At 71.3% G+C, this 16,782-nt stretch carries 15 protein-coding genes; 7 read left to right on the forward strand and 8 right to left on the reverse strand.

Annotation, left to right across the window (positions count from 1 at the left end; translation table 11 throughout):
- Positions 1-1,302: 1,302 nt before the first annotated feature.
- The 3 genes from ABTX81_RS38970 to ABTX81_RS38980 form a co-directional block, all read right to left on the reverse strand.
- Positions 1,303-2,307: a DUF418 domain-containing protein gene (locus ABTX81_RS38970; RefSeq protein ID WP_350555594.1), complete on the reverse strand. Its 1,005-nt coding sequence runs from the start codon at positions 2,305-2,307 to the stop codon at positions 1,303-1,305.
- Positions 2,308-2,424: 117 nt separating this feature from the next.
- Positions 2,425-3,057, reverse strand: a complete 633-nt coding sequence (locus ABTX81_RS38975) for a response regulator (RefSeq protein ID WP_502892962.1) — start codon at positions 3,055-3,057, stop codon at positions 2,425-2,427.
- Positions 3,058-3,149: 92 nt separating this feature from the next.
- A complete protein-coding gene (locus ABTX81_RS38980; RefSeq protein ID WP_350555596.1) occupies positions 3,150-4,376 on the reverse strand; it encodes a sensor histidine kinase in 1,227 nt (408 codons plus the stop codon).
- Between the two features lie 900 nt (positions 4,377-5,276).
- Here ABTX81_RS38980 and ABTX81_RS38990 point away from each other — a divergent pair.
- Complete coding sequence (locus ABTX81_RS38990; protein WP_350555598.1) at positions 5,277-6,458, forward strand: RNA-guided endonuclease InsQ/TnpB family protein; 1,182 nt, start codon at positions 5,277-5,279, stop codon at positions 6,456-6,458.
- Between the two features lie 385 nt (positions 6,459-6,843).
- On the opposite strand, the gene ABTX81_RS38995 is transcribed toward ABTX81_RS38990, so the two are convergent.
- From ABTX81_RS38995 to ABTX81_RS39010, 4 genes are all read right to left on the reverse strand, one after another.
- Positions 6,844-7,329 (reverse strand): transposase, encoded by a 486-nt coding sequence (locus ABTX81_RS38995; RefSeq protein ID WP_350555600.1) that lies wholly within the window; start codon positions 7,327-7,329, stop codon positions 6,844-6,846.
- A 113-nt stretch (positions 7,330-7,442) separates the two neighbouring features.
- Positions 7,443-8,885 (reverse strand): WD40 repeat domain-containing protein, encoded by a 1,443-nt coding sequence (locus tag ABTX81_RS39000; RefSeq protein ID WP_350555602.1) that lies wholly within the window; start codon positions 8,883-8,885, stop codon positions 7,443-7,445.
- Complete coding sequence (locus tag ABTX81_RS39005) at positions 8,882-9,022, reverse strand: hypothetical protein (RefSeq protein WP_350555623.1); 141 nt, start codon at positions 9,020-9,022, stop codon at positions 8,882-8,884. The genes ABTX81_RS39000 and ABTX81_RS39005 overlap by 4 nt, the downstream gene beginning before the upstream one ends.
- Before the next feature lie 93 nt (positions 9,023-9,115).
- Positions 9,116-10,087, reverse strand: a complete 972-nt coding sequence (locus ABTX81_RS39010) for a LuxR C-terminal-related transcriptional regulator (RefSeq protein WP_350555604.1) — start codon at positions 10,085-10,087, stop codon at positions 9,116-9,118.
- A 374-nt stretch (positions 10,088-10,461) separates the two neighbouring features.
- Between ABTX81_RS39010 and ABTX81_RS39015 the strand changes: the two genes are divergently transcribed.
- The 5 genes from ABTX81_RS39015 (at position 10,462) to ABTX81_RS39035 (ending at position 14,272) form a co-directional block, all read left to right on the forward strand.
- Positions 10,462-10,611, forward strand: coding sequence for a hypothetical protein (locus tag ABTX81_RS39015; RefSeq protein ID WP_350555606.1), 150 nt, complete (start codon positions 10,462-10,464; stop codon positions 10,609-10,611).
- A gap of 7 nt (positions 10,612-10,618) precedes the next feature.
- Entirely contained in the window at positions 10,619-10,933 is a 315-nt protein-coding gene (locus ABTX81_RS39020) for a hypothetical protein (RefSeq protein WP_350555608.1), read from the forward strand.
- 204 nt (positions 10,934-11,137) lie between these two features.
- On the forward strand, positions 11,138-12,619 hold the full coding sequence (locus ABTX81_RS39025) for a PLL family lectin (protein ID WP_350555610.1): 1,482 nt from the start codon (positions 11,138-11,140) through the stop codon (positions 12,617-12,619).
- A gap of 60 nt (positions 12,620-12,679) precedes the next feature.
- A complete protein-coding gene (locus ABTX81_RS39030; RefSeq protein WP_350555612.1) occupies positions 12,680-13,957 on the forward strand; it encodes a transglycosylase family protein in 1,278 nt (425 codons plus the stop codon).
- A 66-nt stretch (positions 13,958-14,023) separates the two neighbouring features.
- Positions 14,024-14,272: an MmyB family transcriptional regulator gene (locus ABTX81_RS39035; protein WP_350555621.1), complete on the forward strand. Its 249-nt coding sequence runs from the start codon at positions 14,024-14,026 to the stop codon at positions 14,270-14,272.
- Positions 14,273-14,317: 45 nt separating this feature from the next.
- On the opposite strand, the gene ABTX81_RS39040 is transcribed toward ABTX81_RS39035, so the two are convergent.
- Positions 14,318-15,781, reverse strand: a complete 1,464-nt coding sequence (locus ABTX81_RS39040; RefSeq protein ID WP_350555614.1) for a DUF7927 domain-containing protein — start codon at positions 15,779-15,781, stop codon at positions 14,318-14,320.
- A 500-nt stretch (positions 15,782-16,281) separates the two neighbouring features.
- On the opposite strand from ABTX81_RS39040, the gene ABTX81_RS39045 reads away from it, so the two are divergent.
- Positions 16,282-16,680 carry a transposase gene (locus ABTX81_RS39045; RefSeq protein ID WP_350555616.1) on the forward strand — a complete coding sequence of 133 codons (399 nt, stop codon included), beginning with the start codon at positions 16,282-16,284 and terminating at the stop codon, positions 16,678-16,680.
- Positions 16,681-16,782 lie beyond the last annotated feature (102 nt).

Consider the following 16,782-nt stretch of genomic DNA (forward strand, 5'->3'; position numbering starts at 1 on the left):
GGAGGCCGAACATGCCGACCAACCAGCCCGAACTCGCAGCGGAGCAGCAGCTCCACGGCCTGCGCGCCGAGTTGACCCCGCCCGGGGAGGAGCAGCCCGCCGTGGTGGCGCCGTGAGCGCCCATGGGCGCTCACGGGAGCTCACCAGGTGCGGTCCCAAACTGGTCCCCAGATGGTCCCCAGACCGCCGGACCGGCCGCGGTCACCGCGAGTGACCGCAATCTGTCGGTCCTTCAGAAGACCCCTGCTGCCGACTGCCAGAGCCGTCCGCAAGTCACCCTTGGCCAGGCGGAACACCTCGGGCGGATCACGGTCGCCTACCCACTGGATACGGATAGTGATCTTCCGGGCGGTGTGTCGTCTTGAGCATGTCTTCGCCGTCTGGTTCTGAGTGCTTCACGCACCGCCCAACGCGCTCTGCCGCCACACCCGACACAGCAGCCACTCTTGTCCCAGAGCCACCAGGCAGTCCGGGAGAAGGGGAAGCTCATGGGTCAGCGTGCGCAGGGGGGCAGGATGTACCGGCGGTGTGGGCGCCGGGACGAGGGCGGGAAGCAACTGGGTGCCTGGGCCTCTGCGCGCCCTCGAACAGTAACGCACGTCAAGTGCCGCCTGCAGCGCCAGGCCATCAACGCCCCGAGGGGTACCCTCGGCAACGGCGCCGGCCCCGCCGGTCCCGGCATCGCTGAAGCAGCTGCCAGCTGAACGGCGTCCTGACACGCCAGAGCCCCCACGAGAACCTCGTCGGGGCTCCGGCGCCCGGCGGTGTCGCCGTCAGCGCTGCTGTCAACCACGCCCAGAGATCATGATCGACCATAGATCACTGGATGCGAAGGACTCCCCCTCTGCCGCGGCTTCGTCGACGACGTAGAGATTCACGTGGGATTCGGCAACGCGATAGCACCTATACCCCTGCTGCCTTCGCACCTCCTCCAACAAAGAGGCGCCACCCCTCGCGATTTCATCACGGAGAGCTTCAAATTGAATCTTCGTCGGAATCTCTTCGAAGCAGATCTCCAAGGAAGATGGAATTAGACCTTCAATTCCACTCGCCAGTCGATGAACCTGCACCGCTATAGTCTCGCAGGATCCCGCAAAAAGGTTGAATTCCAGAAGCCCATAATCCAGACGGAGAGACTTCTTCCCGGCTGATGAAGGTGGCCTGGCCAGTCGGAAAATACCAGCCCATGGGGTCGGGCTGTCTGCCGAAGTGCCCGCATGTGCCTGCCCGGCCCCGCGGTCAGTCCCCCGTGGCCCTCGTGGGCACGTTCCGCGGGCGAGCGCTCGGGCCGGGGCGGGGCGTTCAGCGGTAGTTGGGGACACGCTCCCACCAGGTGACGCAGCGCAGGCACCACTCGGCGGGGCCGTAGCGGAAGCGGGCCAGCCACCAGCGACTGAAGAGGATCTGGACGACGAGGATGGCCAGGGCGAGGACCATGGCGGTTCCCCAGTGGAGGGACTCCCGCAGGCCGAGTACCGGTACGGCCGCGACGACGAGGATCGTGGCCGTCAGGTAGTTGGTGAGCGCCATGCGGCCGAGCGGTTCGAGGACGGCGGACAGGGCCGGGCCCACCGGGCCGCGTAGCAGAAGGAGCAGGGCGAGGACGTAGGCGAGAGCGGCCAGCAGTCCGGCGCCGGCGGCGACACGGGTGGCGTGGGCGTCGGCGGGGTCCATGGCGTTCTGCCACCAGGTCGCAGCCACAGCGGCGGGTGCGATCACGGCGAACGCGGCGGCGAGCCGTCCGGTGCTGTGGCCGAGGACGCGGGGGATACCCAGGCGGGCCACTGCGAGACCGAGCAGGAAGAGGCCCGGGATGGTGGCGATGCCGCCTGAGGCGAGCGTCACCGAGGCAAGGGTGATGCCGGTGCCGGCCGCCAGGACGAGCGGGGTCGGCAGCCAGGTCGCGGGCAGCAGGACGATCAGCCCGAAGATCGCGTACGGCGTCAGCGCCTCGCCCGGCTGGAGCAGTTGGTGGGCCGCCCCGAGGACACCGAGCGCGACCAGGCGGCGTACGAGGAGCAGCCGCGGCCGGTCCGAGCGGCGTGCTGCGCCGTCGAGGAAGAGGGCGAAGCTGATGCCGAAGAGGAAGGAGAAGACGGGGAAGAAGCGTCCCTCGACGGTCAGGTCCAGGACGTGCCGGACGGGGTGGACCTCGCCGGGGCGCGGCCCGAAGGCCAGTCGGGCGATCGACGGGAGGTTGACCAGGAGGATGCCGCCGAGGGCGAATCCGCGGATGGCGTCGAGGGCGCGGATGCGGGACACGGCGGGTGACGCCGTGGGGGGCGGGGTGGTGGTGGTCTGCTGCATGCCACCACGGTCGGTCGGCGGGGGCGGTCGGGGCCTCTGCCGTTCGGCCGGAGTCGGCCCGTGTCCCTCGGCCGTTCGGCCGAGGCGCGGTCCGGCCCCGGGCACGGGCACGGGCGTTCAGCGGGACCGGACCGCTCCCGTTTCCCATGCCCAGGCCGCGATCTCGACGCGATTGCGGACGTCCAGCTTGGTCTGGACGCTCCCGAGATGCGTCTTGACGGTTCCGAGCGAGACGTGCAGCTCCTGGCAGATCTCCTGGTTGGTGCGCCCCCGGGCCACGAGCCTGACGACGTCCATCTCCCGGTCCGTGAGCGGCTGTGTGAAGCCGCCGCCGTCCGTACCGGGCAGGGGGCCCGTGTGCTGCCCGAGCCGTTCGAGCAGGCGCACCGTCACCGACGGGGAGACCAACGCGTCACCGCGGGCCGCCGCCCGGACCGCCTCCACCAGCAGGCCGGGGCCGGCGTCCTTGAGCAGGAAGCCGCAGGCTCCTCCCTGGAGCGCGCCGTAGACGTAGTCGTCCTGGTCGAAGGTGGTCACCACCACGACCCGCAGCGGATCGACGGCGTCCGGACCGGCGAGGATCCGGGTCACGTCCAGGCCGTCGAGTTTCGGCATCCGGACGTCCACCAGGCATACGTCGGGCCGCAGCCGCCGTGCGGCCTCCACGCATGCCGCGCCGTCGGCGGCCTCGGCGATCACCTCGATGTCCGGCTGGGTGTCGAGGATCAGCCGGAAACCGGTGCGGACCATCTCCTGGTCGTCGGCGATAAGCACGCGGGTGGCGTGCGACGAAGGGGTGGACGCGGCCGGACGGGGCTCGGGGGCGGACTGCGGGGCGGTGCTCACACATCCGATCGTGCCATGCCGGGGCCCGGGCCTCCGGCGGGCGTCCGGTCCAGGACGGGGAATCGCGCGGCCGTTTCCCAGCCTCCCTCGTCGGTGGGACCGGCGGTGAGCGAGCCGCCGACCGCTTCGGCGCGTTCCCGCAGGCCCACCAGCCCGAAGCCGCCGCGCCCGCCTGCGGGCGCCCCGCCCCGCTCGGACGGCGGCCGGTTCCGCACCTCCACGGCCAGCTGCCCCTGGCGCAGGCCGACGTGTACGGTCACCGCGTGCGCCCCGGGCGCGTGTCGGCGCACATTGGTCAGAGCCTCCTGCACCACCCGCCGGACGGAGGTCTCCACCTCCGGCGCCAGACGCGCGCAGCGGGCGGCGGCCTCGATCCGGACGGTGACGTCCGGGCCGCCGCGCCGGGAGAACTCGGCGGCCAGGTCAGCCAGGCCCGCGTACAGCTCGCCGGGAAGGACGGCGCGCCTCTCCTCCTCGCGCAGCACCCGCACCAGGCGGCGCATCGAGTCCAGGGTCTCCAGCCCCGCCTTCTCGATGCCGAGCAGCATCGTGTCGACCTGCTCGGGGGCGGCCTCGCGGATGGTCCGGGCGGCCTGGGCCTGGACGACGATGCCGGTCACGTGGTGGGCCACGAAGTCGTGGAGGTCGCGGGCCAGCTCCAGCCGTTCACCCTGGCGGACGGCGGCGACGGCGCGGGTGCGGCGGGCGTCCAGGGCGCGGAGGTAGCAGCCGAGACCCAGGGCCGCGCCGACGGCCAGGGTGAGGAGGAAGGCGAACGTCGCGGTATCGCCGGCGTGCTCCCGGCGCAGCGGAGCGGCGATCACCGCAGAGCCGAGGGCGGCACACAGGGCGACGGCGACGGCCGGCGGCTCGGCTCGACGGGCGGTGACCGCGAGCAGCACCAGGAGCGCCCCGCTCTCCAGCAGACTCCACGAGCCGGTGGCGCCATGGCCCGGGAGGGCCAGCACGGCGGTCACCGCCCAGGAACCCGCCGCGACGACTGCGGCACGACTCCGTACGGTGAACCGCTCTGCGGGCACCAGCACCAGCGCGGCGAACACCGGCCCGCAGGCGAGCAGGACGAAGTCCGCCACGCTGTGCCTGTTGCCGGTCAGCGGCAGGAAGCTCACCCAATCGACCAGCCAGAGCAGGGCGAGGGCCAGATACAGCGAGCCGACGGCCGTCCACTGGGCACGACGCGGGAAAGGAAGAAGATGTTCCACATCAGCAGGCTACGAAAGCACCGGGCCGCAGCGAGTCGGCCGAACGGCCGAGGCCGGGCCGGGTCCTGAACCGCCCCTGCGCCGCCGGCGGCGCCGACTTCCCGGGTGACCGGTCCCCCACGGGGCTCAGCGGCCGTCCGCAGAACTCCCGATCAGCGGTGTGCGCGCCGACTGCGCCACAAAGCTGTTCCTCAGGCTACGACCGGCTGGCGCCGCCGCTACCGCTCCGACTTCGTGCAAGGTGGCCGCTCACCGCGCGCTCCGTGGCCGTCCTCGCCGTCCGGGTCCGTGACGCGCACGCGTGCGCGTCTGGCAGCCCCTGGGCCACGCCTCGTGAGAGTCGTACTGCGCCGCGGAGCTCGGCATCGGCCACGCGCAGGCGTACCCGCTTCTGGACATCGCTCGAGCCCTGGCCGCGATCTACAGCGCCGTCGCCGTCTGCACCGAGGTGTCTCGCATGCGAGACACCGGCGACCGCTGGAGGTGTCTCCTGCCCATGCCCAGAGCGTGGGGTCACCGCCGGGATTGGGCTCGTACAGTGCTCTGCCTCCCGGGCTGTAGACGCCGACCTCGGTGATGAGGGCCGTGCCCTCGGCGACGTCGGCGTCGTCCCACCCGGTGCTGTCGACGATCTGGCGGTCCACCGGCCCGCCAACCAGATCGGCGTAGGCGTGGCCCTGCTCCGGGCCCGGGGCGTCGCCGGACTCGCTGCCGTAGACACAGCGGTGATCTCGCGTGCCTTAGCCCGTTCTGAAGCCTCGAGCGGGCGCGCTCGTTGGGAGGCGGTTCACCGACTCTCGGACACCTGTGGAGGCCGGTCCGCTGCTCCGATTGTCAGAACCGCCTCCTAAGGTGTCCACGACACGGTCCGACGTGACGGGGAAGGGGGTGAGCTCTGCCGTGCGCCAGGAGGTACTGCGGGCGTTCAGGTTCACCCTCGACCCGACAGCCGGGCAGCTCGCCGACCTGAACCGGCACGCCGGCGCAGCCCGGTGGGCATTCAACTGGGCCCTGGGTAAGAAGGTCGCCGCGCATCGCGAGTGGCGCCGCCAGGTGGACGATTTGGTGGCGTGGGGAACGGATGAGAAGGCGGCCCGCAAGGCCGTGAAGGCCCGTACCCCGAACGCCGCCGTGATCAAGAAGAACTTGAACGCGATCAAGGGTGACTCCCGCAAGGACCGGGACCTGCCTGACGGCTTCCACGGTCCCTTCCTGCCCTGCCCGTGGTGGCACGAGGTCTCGACCTATGCGTTCCAGTCCGCGTTCATCGATGCGGACGCCGCGTGGAAGAACTGGATCGACTCCCTGGCTGGCCGCCGGGCCGGTCGGGCTGTCGGGTACCCGCGCTTCAAGCGCAAGGGCCGGGCCAAGGACTCCTTCCGCCTGCACCACGACGTGAAGAAGCCCACGATCCGCCTCGACAACCCCCGCCACCTCGCGGCCGATGCCCGCCGTCTCACCAAGGCCCAGCGGATCCTGGCCCGCACCCAGCGCGGCTCCAACCGCCGCCGACGAGCCGCCCTTGAGGTCGGCCGCATCCAGCACCAGACCGCCGAGCGCCGCGCCACCGGCATCCACCAGCTCACCAAGCGCCTGGCCACCGGCTTCGCGACCGTGGCCGTCGAAGACCTCAACGTCACCGGCATGTCCAGCTCCGCCCGCGGCACCGCCGAAGCCCCCGGCCGCCGCGTCCGGCAGAAAGCCGGCCTCAACCGCGCCGTCCTGGACGCCGCCCCCGGCGAGCTGCGCCGACAGCTCTCCTACAAGACTTCCTGGTACGGCTCGCGCCTCGCGGTCCTTGACCGCTGGCACCCGTCCAGCAAGACCTGCTCGGCCTGCGGGACAGTGAAATCCAAGCTGTCCCTGTCCGAGCGGGAGTATCACTGCACCACCTGCGGCCTGATGATCGACCGGGACCTGAACGCGGCCCTGATCATCGCCCGGCACGCCGTCCCTCTGGTAGAGGGGGACGCTAAAGCCCATAGAAGTCCGGTAGGACCCGCCGGTGACGGCAGGCACGGACGCGCCGCAAGGCAGACGCGGGAAGGCCCACCACCCGGTGGGTCACCTCGGCGGGAGTAATCCCCCGACAGCCCACACCCATGCGCCAACGACAACTCCACAGAGGCAAAGAAAGCGCAAAGCCGCCACAACGATGCTGCTCAGGAAGGGTGCCGCCCCGGCGCGCGAGGGCTGACCGGCCACCCCCGGCACCGTCCTGGAGCTGGACGCGTGCCGCCCCGGCGCGCGAGGGCTGACCGCGGGCTGCCAACAACCTGCACGCCGGCGGGATGTGCCGCCCCGGCGCGCGAGGGCTGACCTGTGTTGCCGCGCCCCGACCGGGGCGAGTGGACGTACCGTCCGGGCGGCGGGGGCTAACCGGCAGAGGTAGCTCGCCCTCGCCCCTGATGGGCGTGCCGTCCGGACACGCGAGGGCTGACCGCGCCGATCATCAAGCTCAACCGCATCACCGCCGTGCTCTCCGGGCGCGCAGGGTTGGCCGGGGCGAACAACCGGTGCTGGCGAGGTCGGGCAGGTAGGCGTCGGGGTTGGTTTCGGCGAGGGTTCGGTAGTGGCGGGCGGCTTTCTCGACGGCTCCCAGGCGGAAGTCACTGAGCATGCTGTGGTGGGAACCTGGATCGTCGAGTTCGAGGCCAAGCGCGCACTTGAAGTCGATGCGGCAGCGTACGGCCTCGGCGGCATCGCGGTCGGACAGGCCCAGCAGGAACTGCAGCACGCTCACCGTGGGCAGTTGCGCGGGCGAGAGCCCCGGGCGCCCGTCGCGCGGGTACCAGTTGGCGAAGTCCTCGTCCCGCCACTGGCCGTGGATACGGTCACGCACCCACATCGCCGTCGTACCACCCGGGTTGCTGGCCCGCGCCATCCGCGCCGTCAACACCAGGTCCTCGGTACCCAGATGGGGACGGACCGACATCTCGCAGGCGTCGCACATCCGCGAGACTGGCGCACCACCATGTTCACTGGCAGCGGAACACCAAGATCCCCGACAGAGTCAAGCTGAGGCGAGAGGGCGGGGACCGGCCGGAACGTGGACCCGGCGGACGCCTACCCGAGACCGGACTTCCGGACTTCGGCCAGCCGCTCGGTGTCCTCGCCGAGCGCGCGCAGGATGAAGTAGGCGCGCTCACCGGACCCGGGTGTACTCTCGGCCGCCAACTCCTGGTAGAAGAGCGGGATCCCGCGCCGCACGGCGTCGCGGCACTCCTCGTCGATGTCGCGGTGGCCGCTTGCCTCGGCGGTGAACTCGGCCTCGCCGTCCACGCAGGCCATCAGCAGGTCGAGCACCCGGTAGCGGGCCGGGCCCGACAAACGCTCGTGCTCCAGGGCGAGGAGGAGCATCGAGGCCAGCGGCAGCGAGGCCTCGGAGAGGAACCCTTGGGACTCGACGTCGCCAGACAGCCCGTCCCCCGACGCCTCCTCGGGAGTCCGCGCGGCGATGAGCCGTGCGAAGTCCTCCGGGACGTGGCGGGCTCCCCGGGGACAGCAGCAACCGATCCGGGCCCAGTCGTGACGGGCCGCTTCCTGCTGCCAGGGGGCCGCCGGCGCACCGGATGTGACGCCCGGCTCCGCGCGGGAGCCGAGGCGGTGCGAGCGTGCCAGCACCTCGCCCGTCCGGACGTCCCACAGGCCCACCTCGCAGTCGCCGTCCGCCGCGACCAGCCGGCTGCCGTCGGCGACGAACCGTGCGGCGAGCGTCCACCCGTTGAGGTCGGTGAGCCGGTGGACGACGTTCGCGGTCGAGGTGTCCCAGATCCTGACGACCCGTTCCGCTCCGCCCGTGGCGACCAGCGTTGCGCGCGGATCGAGCGCGGCGGTGATGACCGGCTGCCGGTGGTCGTGAAGGGGGGCCCAGGTGTCGGAGGTGGTCGGATCCCACAGCTGGGCGCTCGTTCCACCGGCCGTCAGCACGGTCTCCGCCCGCGTGGCGAAGGCGACCGACTTCAGCTTCGGTCCGCCCATGGCCACCAGCCGCGGGGGCTGCGGCGAGCGGACGTCGACGAGGAACAGCCGGCCGCTGCCGGTGCCGGCGGTGAACCGCCCGCCGTGGGGATCGGCCGCCGGCGACGTGACCTGCCGCCCGAACTGATCGGGCAGCTCCAGGTCGATCCGCCGCGCCGGCGCGGCCGCCGTGGCGTCCCACACCCTGACGGACCCGTTCTCGTCGCCGGACAGGACCAGCCCGTCGGTTCCGAGGGCGACGGCGGTGACACGGCAACCGTGCTCCGAGTGGACCGGTACGTGCCCACCGTGCGGGGACCAGGTGTGGACTCCGCCGGCCTCGTCACCGATCACCAGAGCGACGGCCGCCGGGTCGTCGACGAACGCGACGGCTGTGGCGTGCGCGGAGGTCTCGATCGAGGCCACCACGGCTCCCGTCGCCCGCTGCCAGACGAGACACGGTCCGCGGTGGACCACCTCGGCCACCAAGTCCCCTTCGGAGCTGATGGCCACCAGCTCTGGTGAGGGGTTCAGCATGGTTCGGGTCATGCGGTGCTCTGGTTCCTTCTCATCGAGGCGCGGCGGTGGAGGCCGGCGAGGTAGCTCTCGGGCTTCTTGTCGAACCGGATGGCGATGCCCCGCCAGGCCCTCAGCCTGTTGATCAGGCGCTCGACGGTGTTGACCACGCTCGACCCGGCCTGCAGGCCAAGTACGCGGGAGGCCCGGCACGGCAGGGGCGGGGTCTCCTTCTGGAGGGGCCGGTGGGCGTCGTTGGCGGTTCAGAGCCACCGGTTGTGTGCGGCCCTGATGCCGGCTTCGAAACGACTGCTGGCGCCCAGGCGTTCCATGATGGAGGACATGTGGCGGCCGACGGTCCGTGAGGAGATGCCGAGTCGCTGGCCGGCAGCGTCGTCGGTGAGGCCGGTGCCGAGCAGGCGCAGGAGTTCGCGTTCGGTGGGGGTGAGGCCGCCCTGGGGGTCGTCGGTGCGGGCGGCGCCGAGGGGTACGGCTGTGCTCCATGCCTGTTCGAAGAAGTCGAGGAGGGCGGCGAGGATGCCGGGTTCGGTGACGTACAGGGCGCCCAGGCGGTTGTCGCCCGGGTCGATGGGCACGAGGGCCTGGGCGCGGTCGACGACCACAAGGCGCTGGGGGATCGTGGGGGCGGTGCGGACCTCGCCGCCCTGGCTGAGGAGCCAGTGGGCGTAGTTGGCGACGTGGGGCTGGTTGCGGGTGGCGTCCTGGTAGAGGGTGCGCATGGTGATGCCGCGTCCGAGCGCCTCGGCGTCGGCGAGACGGCTGACGGCGAGGTCTTCGGCGCGCTGATTGCCGGGCTGGCTGCTGAGGACCTCCGTGGTGGCGCTGTGGCCCATCCGTTCGAGACGGCTGTGGATGGCGTCCATGCCGAGGAGACGTTCACCGTGCGTGGTGCGATGCTCGGCGCGCTCGGCGACCATGCGGGTCACGGCGGCGCGTGAGGCTGCCAGCCGGGCCTGGCGGGCGGCGAGTTCGGCCTCCTGGTTGGCGAGGATGTCGGCGAGACCGATCTCGGGACTCACCGCGCGCATCTGGCCGGGGCGTTCGGCGGAGACACGCACGAGGGTGAGCCGGCTCAGCTCGTCGAGGTGGTCGTGCACCTGCGTGACGGTCAGGGCGCAACGGGCGGCGATGTCGTCGACGCTGTAGCCGGGGTGGTCGAGCATGGCCTGGTACACCGCCGTGGCTGCGGTGGTCAGTCCGAGCACCTCGAGCATCGTTCCCCCGGTTCGTCTGGTTCGTCTGGTTTCGCCGGCCCCTGTCGGACGCCCGGAGCACTCGGCCTCATCAAACACTCTTTCGATGCTTCGTTCAAGATCTATTCGGGCCGATTGTGCCGCCCCGCCCGATGTGTGCGCGGATTGCGCTGCAGGTCACCGCACTGGCAGTGAAGTCATGTACATGCCTTGCTGTCCGACCTCGGACAGTCCGGTAGGCGACAGCCGCAACGCCTTCCGGCGTCGCCGGCGAGCGGGAAAGCTGTTGATCGCCGCCAGGGGGACACCCCGGGACGGCAGCCGGGTGAAGCGCCAACCGCGGGGCGCCTTCCGGCACCACGACAGCCATCCCGTCAGCAGCGAAGGACTTCACCATGCTCCGCACCCGTATCGCCCAGGCCGCCGCGGTCGTCGCCGTCGCCCTCACCGCCATCGGTGTCGCCCCGGCCGCCGCCATGGCCTCGGCCCCCATCGGCGCTCCCGCCTCGACGGCGTCCCAGGACAGCCTCGGCTGGGGCGGCTGAGCCGGCCGTGGAGATCGTCTACGCCAGCCTCACCCCTCGGCAGGGCGAAGGCGTCCGCCCGGGAGACGAGGCCGAGGTCGTGGACGTCCTCTGGGCCCACTGCCTGCCCGCCGACGGACTGCAGCACGTCAGCGCACAGTCCGAATCCGGGCGGCTGGACCTCCTGCTCTATTTCCTGACCCCGGACTCCCTTGGCACGCCCAGCGTCTTGGAGCGCGCCCACACGCTGATCACCCGGTCCCACCGGATCTCGCCCTGGCTCAACCGACGCTACCTGGCCCAAGAGCCGCTCACGACATACGAAGGCATCAACTCGTGCTGAACGCGTAGCGGCCGCCGGGCCCCGCCTCTCCGCCGGCCCCGGGCCCGCGCTCGGCTCGCCGCCTCTCCGCTCTGTCCCGGGCCGTCGAACCGTCTTCTCCCGCCTCGCCGCGACACCTTTGCCTCGCCCGCACATCTCGACGGCGAGCTCTCGTGCGCCCCTCGGCATCACACCACCCACTGTTCAACCTAGGAGAAATTCGTCATGTCCGTCGTCAAGTCCTCGTTCACCCGTACTGCCCTGGCCACCGCGCTGGCCGTGTCCGCCGCCGCCGGCGCGATGACCATGAGCACCGGCCCCGCTCAGGCGGCCTCGTCGGTCGGCGGCCCGATCACCACCTCCGAGGTGATGGCGCGCGCCAACAACTGGCTCGTCCGCGACGTCCCCTACGACCAGGGGTCGTACGCCACGGACATCACCGGCACCAAGTCCTACCGGCAGGACTGCTCGGGCTTCATCTCCATGGCCTGGCACCTGAACACCAGCGAGAACACCGACAGCCTCGACAACCGGGCGCTGACCACCCGGGTGGCGCTGTCGGACCTGCGACCCGGCGACGCCCTGGACAACGACCCCGGCGACGGTTCGATCCTGGGGTCCGGGCACATCGTCCTCTTCGACCACTGGATCAACAAGGCCGCCGGGCAGTTCGCCTACATCCAGGAGAGCAACCCGACCAACGACATGATGGCCGGGATGGACTTCCTCGACGGCGGCTCCGACGGGAAGATCGCGGGCCACCCCGCGAGCGGGTACTTCGGTCTGCGGTACAACAAGCTGGTCGCGGACGCCCCGAACCCGGTACCGAGCACCAACGCGGGCACCATCACCGCCTCCGTCACCAGCGACAACACGGCCCACGTCGGCCTCGTCGGCTCCGACGGCAGCCTGTGGTCGACCGACGCCGCCTACGGCGGCTCCGGCTGGAGCGGCAACTGGGGCAGGCTCGACGGTTCCGGTCTCAAGGCGCTGACGAGTGTGACGGTCAACAACGTGGTCCACGTCTTCGCTCTCGGTTCGACCGGCAGGGTGTACACCAAGGACGCGGACTACACCACCGGTCAGTGGACGACGGGTTGGGTGGAGGTTCCCGGCGGGGCGTCGGGGGCGGAGGCGCTGACGGCCTCGGTGACCGGGAGCACCGTGCACCTGCAGAGCATCGGCAGTGACGGGGCGCTGTACACGATCGACGGCAACTACGGCGGCACCGGCTGGGCCAGCGGCTGGACCAAGCTCGACGGTTCCGGTCTCAAGGCCCTCGCCAGCGCCGTCACCGGCAACACCATGCACGTCTACGCCACCGGCTCCACCGGCAAGGTGTACACCAAGGACGCGGACTACACCACCGGTCAGTGGACGACGGGTTGGGTGGAGGTTCCCGGCGGGGCGTCGGGGGCGCAGGCGCTGACGGCCTCGGTGACCGGGAGCACCGTGCACCTGCAGAGCATCGGCAGTGACGGGGCGCTGTACACGATCGACGCCAACTACGGCGGCACCGGCTGGGCCAGCGGCTGGACCAAGCTCGACGGTTCCGGTCTGAAGGCTCTCGCCAGCGCCGTCACCGGCAACACCATGCACGTCTACGCCATCGGCTCCACCGGCAAGGTCTTCACCAAGGACGCGGACTACAACACCGGCCAGTGGACCACCGGCTGGACCGAGGTCCCCGGCGGCGCCCAGAGCTGACATCTCCTTCCCGCCCCGCCCCTCTTCCGCTCCTCACTCACCGACCTCCGGGGAACCGTCATGTCTGCACGCCCGTCGAAGGCCCGTCCTCGCCCGTTCAAGGTCCTGTTGACCGTGAGCGCCGCCGCGCTCGCCTCCTCCTTCCTCCCGGCCGCCCCGCCGGCCTCCGCCGCCTCCGTCGCGACCTGGGACAAGGTCGCGCAGTGCGAGAGCACCGGCAACTGGAGCATCAACACCGGAAACTCCTTCTACGGAGGGCTCCAGATATCCAAGCCCACGTGGAACGCCTTCGGCGGGCTCCAGTACGCCGCCTACCCCCACCAGGCCACCAAGCAGCAGCAGATCCTGATCGCCGAGAAGATCCTCGCCGGCCAGGGCGTCGGAGCGTGGCCCAACTGCTGGCAGGGCACCGGCCTCGCCACCGACCACGCCAACCCCTACCCGGCACCCGCGCCCTCCACCACCAACAGCGCGACGATCACCGCCGCCGCCACCCCCGACGGGAACGCCCACGTCAACCTCGTCGGCTCCGACGGCGTCCTCTACACCACCGACGCCAACTACGCCGGCACCGGCTGGGGCGGAGCATGGACCAAGCTCGACGGTTCCGGTCTCAAGGCGCTGACGAGTGTGACAGTCAACAACGTGGTCCACGTCTTCGCTCTCGGCTCCACCGGCAAGGTGTACACCAAGGACGCGGACTACACCACCGGTCAGTGGACGACGGGCTGGGTGGAGGTTCCCGGCGAGGCGTCGGGAGCGGACGCGCTGACGGCCTCGGTGACCGGGAGCACCGTGCACCTGCAGACGATCGGCAGTGACGGGGCGCTGTACACGATCGACGGCAACTACGGCGGCACCGGCTGGGCCAGCAACTGGACCAAGCTCGACGGTTCCGGTCTCAAGGCCCTCGCCAGCGCCGTCACCGGCAACACCATGCACGTCTACGCCACCGGCTCCACCGGCAAGGTGTACACCAAGGACGCGGACTACACCACCGGCCAGTGGACCACCGGCTGGACCGAGGTCCCCGGCGGGGCGTCGGGGGCGCAGGCGCTGACGGCCTCGGTGACCGGGAGCACCGTGCACCTGCAGAGCATCGGCAGTGACGGGGCGCTGTACACGATCGACGCCAACTACGGCGGCACCGGCTGGGCCAGCAACTGGACCAAGCTCGACGGTTCCGGTCTCAAGGCCCTCGCCAGCGCCGTCACCGGCAACACCATGCACGTCTACGCCATCGGCTCCACCGGCAAGGTCTTCACCAAGGACGCGGACTACAACACCGGCCAGTGGACCACCGGCTGGACCGAGGTCCCCGGCGGCGCCCAGGCATAACGCTCATCCGGCAAGCCGGCACGACAACAGCTACAGACACCACCAGACACGGCGTGGCCCCGGGCACTGACACCCGGGGCCACGCCGTGTCTAGAAGGTTCCCCGACGTTCGCGCGGTTCCCCGACTGGGCGGACCGCGCCGCCGAGGCCATCGGTCGGCTCCGGAGGCGGCGAGTCTGGCCGGACGATGCCGGGCTGGTCGCGCTGATTGCCAGGCTCTCCGTCGAGAGCGCGGAGATCCGCCGGATCTGGGCCTCGGGGGAGGGCACCGCCGCAGGTCTCGCTTCGCCGGGGTCCGACAGAACGGCGGGGTGACCGTGGCTGGATGCCACGGCCACCCCGCCGGTCGGGTCGGTCCGGTCAGCCGAGGCGACGGCGGCCGAGGGCGACGGCGAGGCCGCCGAGGATCAGCAGGGTGCCACTGATCATCGCCGTGGTGAGCGCGGTGGAACCGGTGCTGGCGAGGGCACCCGACGCCTGTGCGGCCGCCGGGGGCGCCGGAGCCACTGGGGCGGGCGAGGTCGCCGAACCCGCCGGGGCGGCCGGAGCCGTGGTCGACGCGCTCGGGGCGGGGGCGCCGGGGGTCTGGCCGGCGTCGGTCGGCGTGGCCGTGGCCGAAGGCGTGGCCGTGGCCGAAGGCGTGGCTGTGGCCGAAGGCGTGGCGGTGGTCGTCGAGGTCGGCGTGGGCGACGGGGTGCTCGCGACCGCGGCGGTGTGGCCGGTGGTGCAGGCCTTGGCGGTGTCGCAGGTGCCGCGCTTGTCGTCGGTGGCGGTGACGGTGCTGTCGAGCTGCTTGTCGCCGTTGGCGTTGACGGTCACGGAGTACGTGATGGTGGCGGTGCCGCCCTGCGGCAGGTCACCGGTCCAGGTGAGCTTGCCGTCCTTGACCTCGGCGGTGCCGGAGGTAGCCTTGGCGTCGCCGTTGTAGGCGGCGTCGTCGAGGACCTTGGAGAGGTCGGCGGTGAGCTTGGCGCCCTTGACCTCGCCGGTGCCCTGCTGTGCGACGGTGACGGTGTAGGTGACCTTGTCGCCCGCCTTGACCGTCACCCCCGAGGCGGGGTCGGCGGTCTCGGAGAACCCGTACGTGCCCTCCTCGTAGGTGTACTTCCCGGCGGCGGCGCTGCCGCCCGGGGTGGTGACGGTGACGTCGACGGGGCCAACGGCGCTGCCGGCGGGAACGGTTGCGGTGATCTTGGTGTCACTGTCGACCGTGAATGAGGTGGCCGCCGTGGTGCCGAACTTCACGGCGCTCGCGCCGGTGAGGTTGGTGCCGGTGAGGACGACGGTGCCGCCGCCCGCCAGCGGGCCGTGGTCGGGCGCGAGGCCCGTCACGGTCGGAGCCGGGGCCTCGACCAGCGTGGTGAGGGCGGCGGAGCCGATCGGCTGGTTGGCGCTGTTGCGGGCGTCGGCGGCGACGCTGACGGTGCCGCCCCCAGTCGGCAGGACGGTGAGGGTGAGCGACGTGGGGGTGGGCAGGTTGGCGAGGTTCCAGCACATGCCGGACGACCCGGCCCGGAAGTCGCAGTCCCAGTCCCAGACCGAGGACTTCGCGGACGTCACGGCGGCGGCGCCGGACAGGGTGACGTTGACCATGGTGGCCGAGGTGGCGGGCGTGGGATTGGCGTTGGGCACGTCGATGGTGACGGTGTAGGGGGCGTTCGCCGGCAGGGGGCCGGCCGGGCCGGCTATCTGCACGACGGAGTCGGCGTGAGCGGGGCTCGCGCCGGCCAGCAGGCCGAACGTGATGACCGTCGTGGCGAGGATCGCCGCGGGGGCGCGCCTGCCGGGACGGGCCGACGTCGCGGCGAGGGTGGAACGAGACATGAAGGCCCTTCGTCACGGGGTGGGCCGCGCCGAGACGGGGTGATCGCGATCCGGCGCGGCGGAGCACTTGGCTGCCGGCGGGAACACGGAACCGGCTGAGTGGCTTGATCGGCCGACGGTGATCCTCGCACACCGTTCACAAATGGACTCCCACTTCCCCGGATTCCGGCGGCCAATGTCGATCTGACGCCTTATCGGTGCAGGTCGGTCCCCCGAACCGGTTCACGCCACCCGGTTCCCGGGCGGCCCAGCAACCGGTCACCGGCCGCGATCCGCGCCCCGATGCCCGCCGCGCTCAGCCCGGTCGGGCCACCCCAGGACAGGTGGCCCGACCGGCGGCTCTTACTACGCGCAGGTGTCCAGCATTTCTGTCAGCGCGCTCTTCTCCGACTCGGTGACGCGGAGTGATTTTGTCGTGTCATATGAGAGCCACTGCTTCAGCGTGAACGGGAGCCAGGGCGAGGGCGTTTCTTTCCGATCATCGGATCGTTGGTCTGGTCGTGCCGTTGACTGACGCACAGTGGGCGCGGATAGAGCCGTTGTTGCCGGACCGGACGCCGAGGAGGGGCGGGCGGTGGCGCGATCACCGGCAGGTGATCGACGCGATCGCCTGGAAGTTCCAGACCGGCTCGCAGTGGGTGCACCTGCCCGCTGAGTACGGCTCCTGGGAGCGGGTCTTCACCGCCCTGCTCGCCCAGGCCGACGCGGAGGGCGATCTGGACTGGGTCGTCTCGGTCGACTCCACGATCGTACGCGCTCACCAGAACGCGGCCGGGGCCCGTCAAAAGGGCCCCGGCCGACGAACACGATGTCCGCGTGACAGCCCGGGTCGTCCTTCTTCACGGTGGCCATGGCGGATCGCCTCTCCTTCGTTCCCGCGCCGGCCGGGAGGCCGGTGACCGCCCGCGGCGCAGGCTTCGGACTCCCCTGCCCTCCATCGTCCTGCCGCCCCGCCGGGCGCGCACGCCGAGCGGTGGTCCCGCGCATCCGGGCCGGCCCCG

The organism is Kitasatospora sp. NPDC097605 (assembly GCF_040302725.1).
GTDB lineage: Bacteria > Actinomycetota > Actinomycetes > Streptomycetales > Streptomycetaceae > Kitasatospora.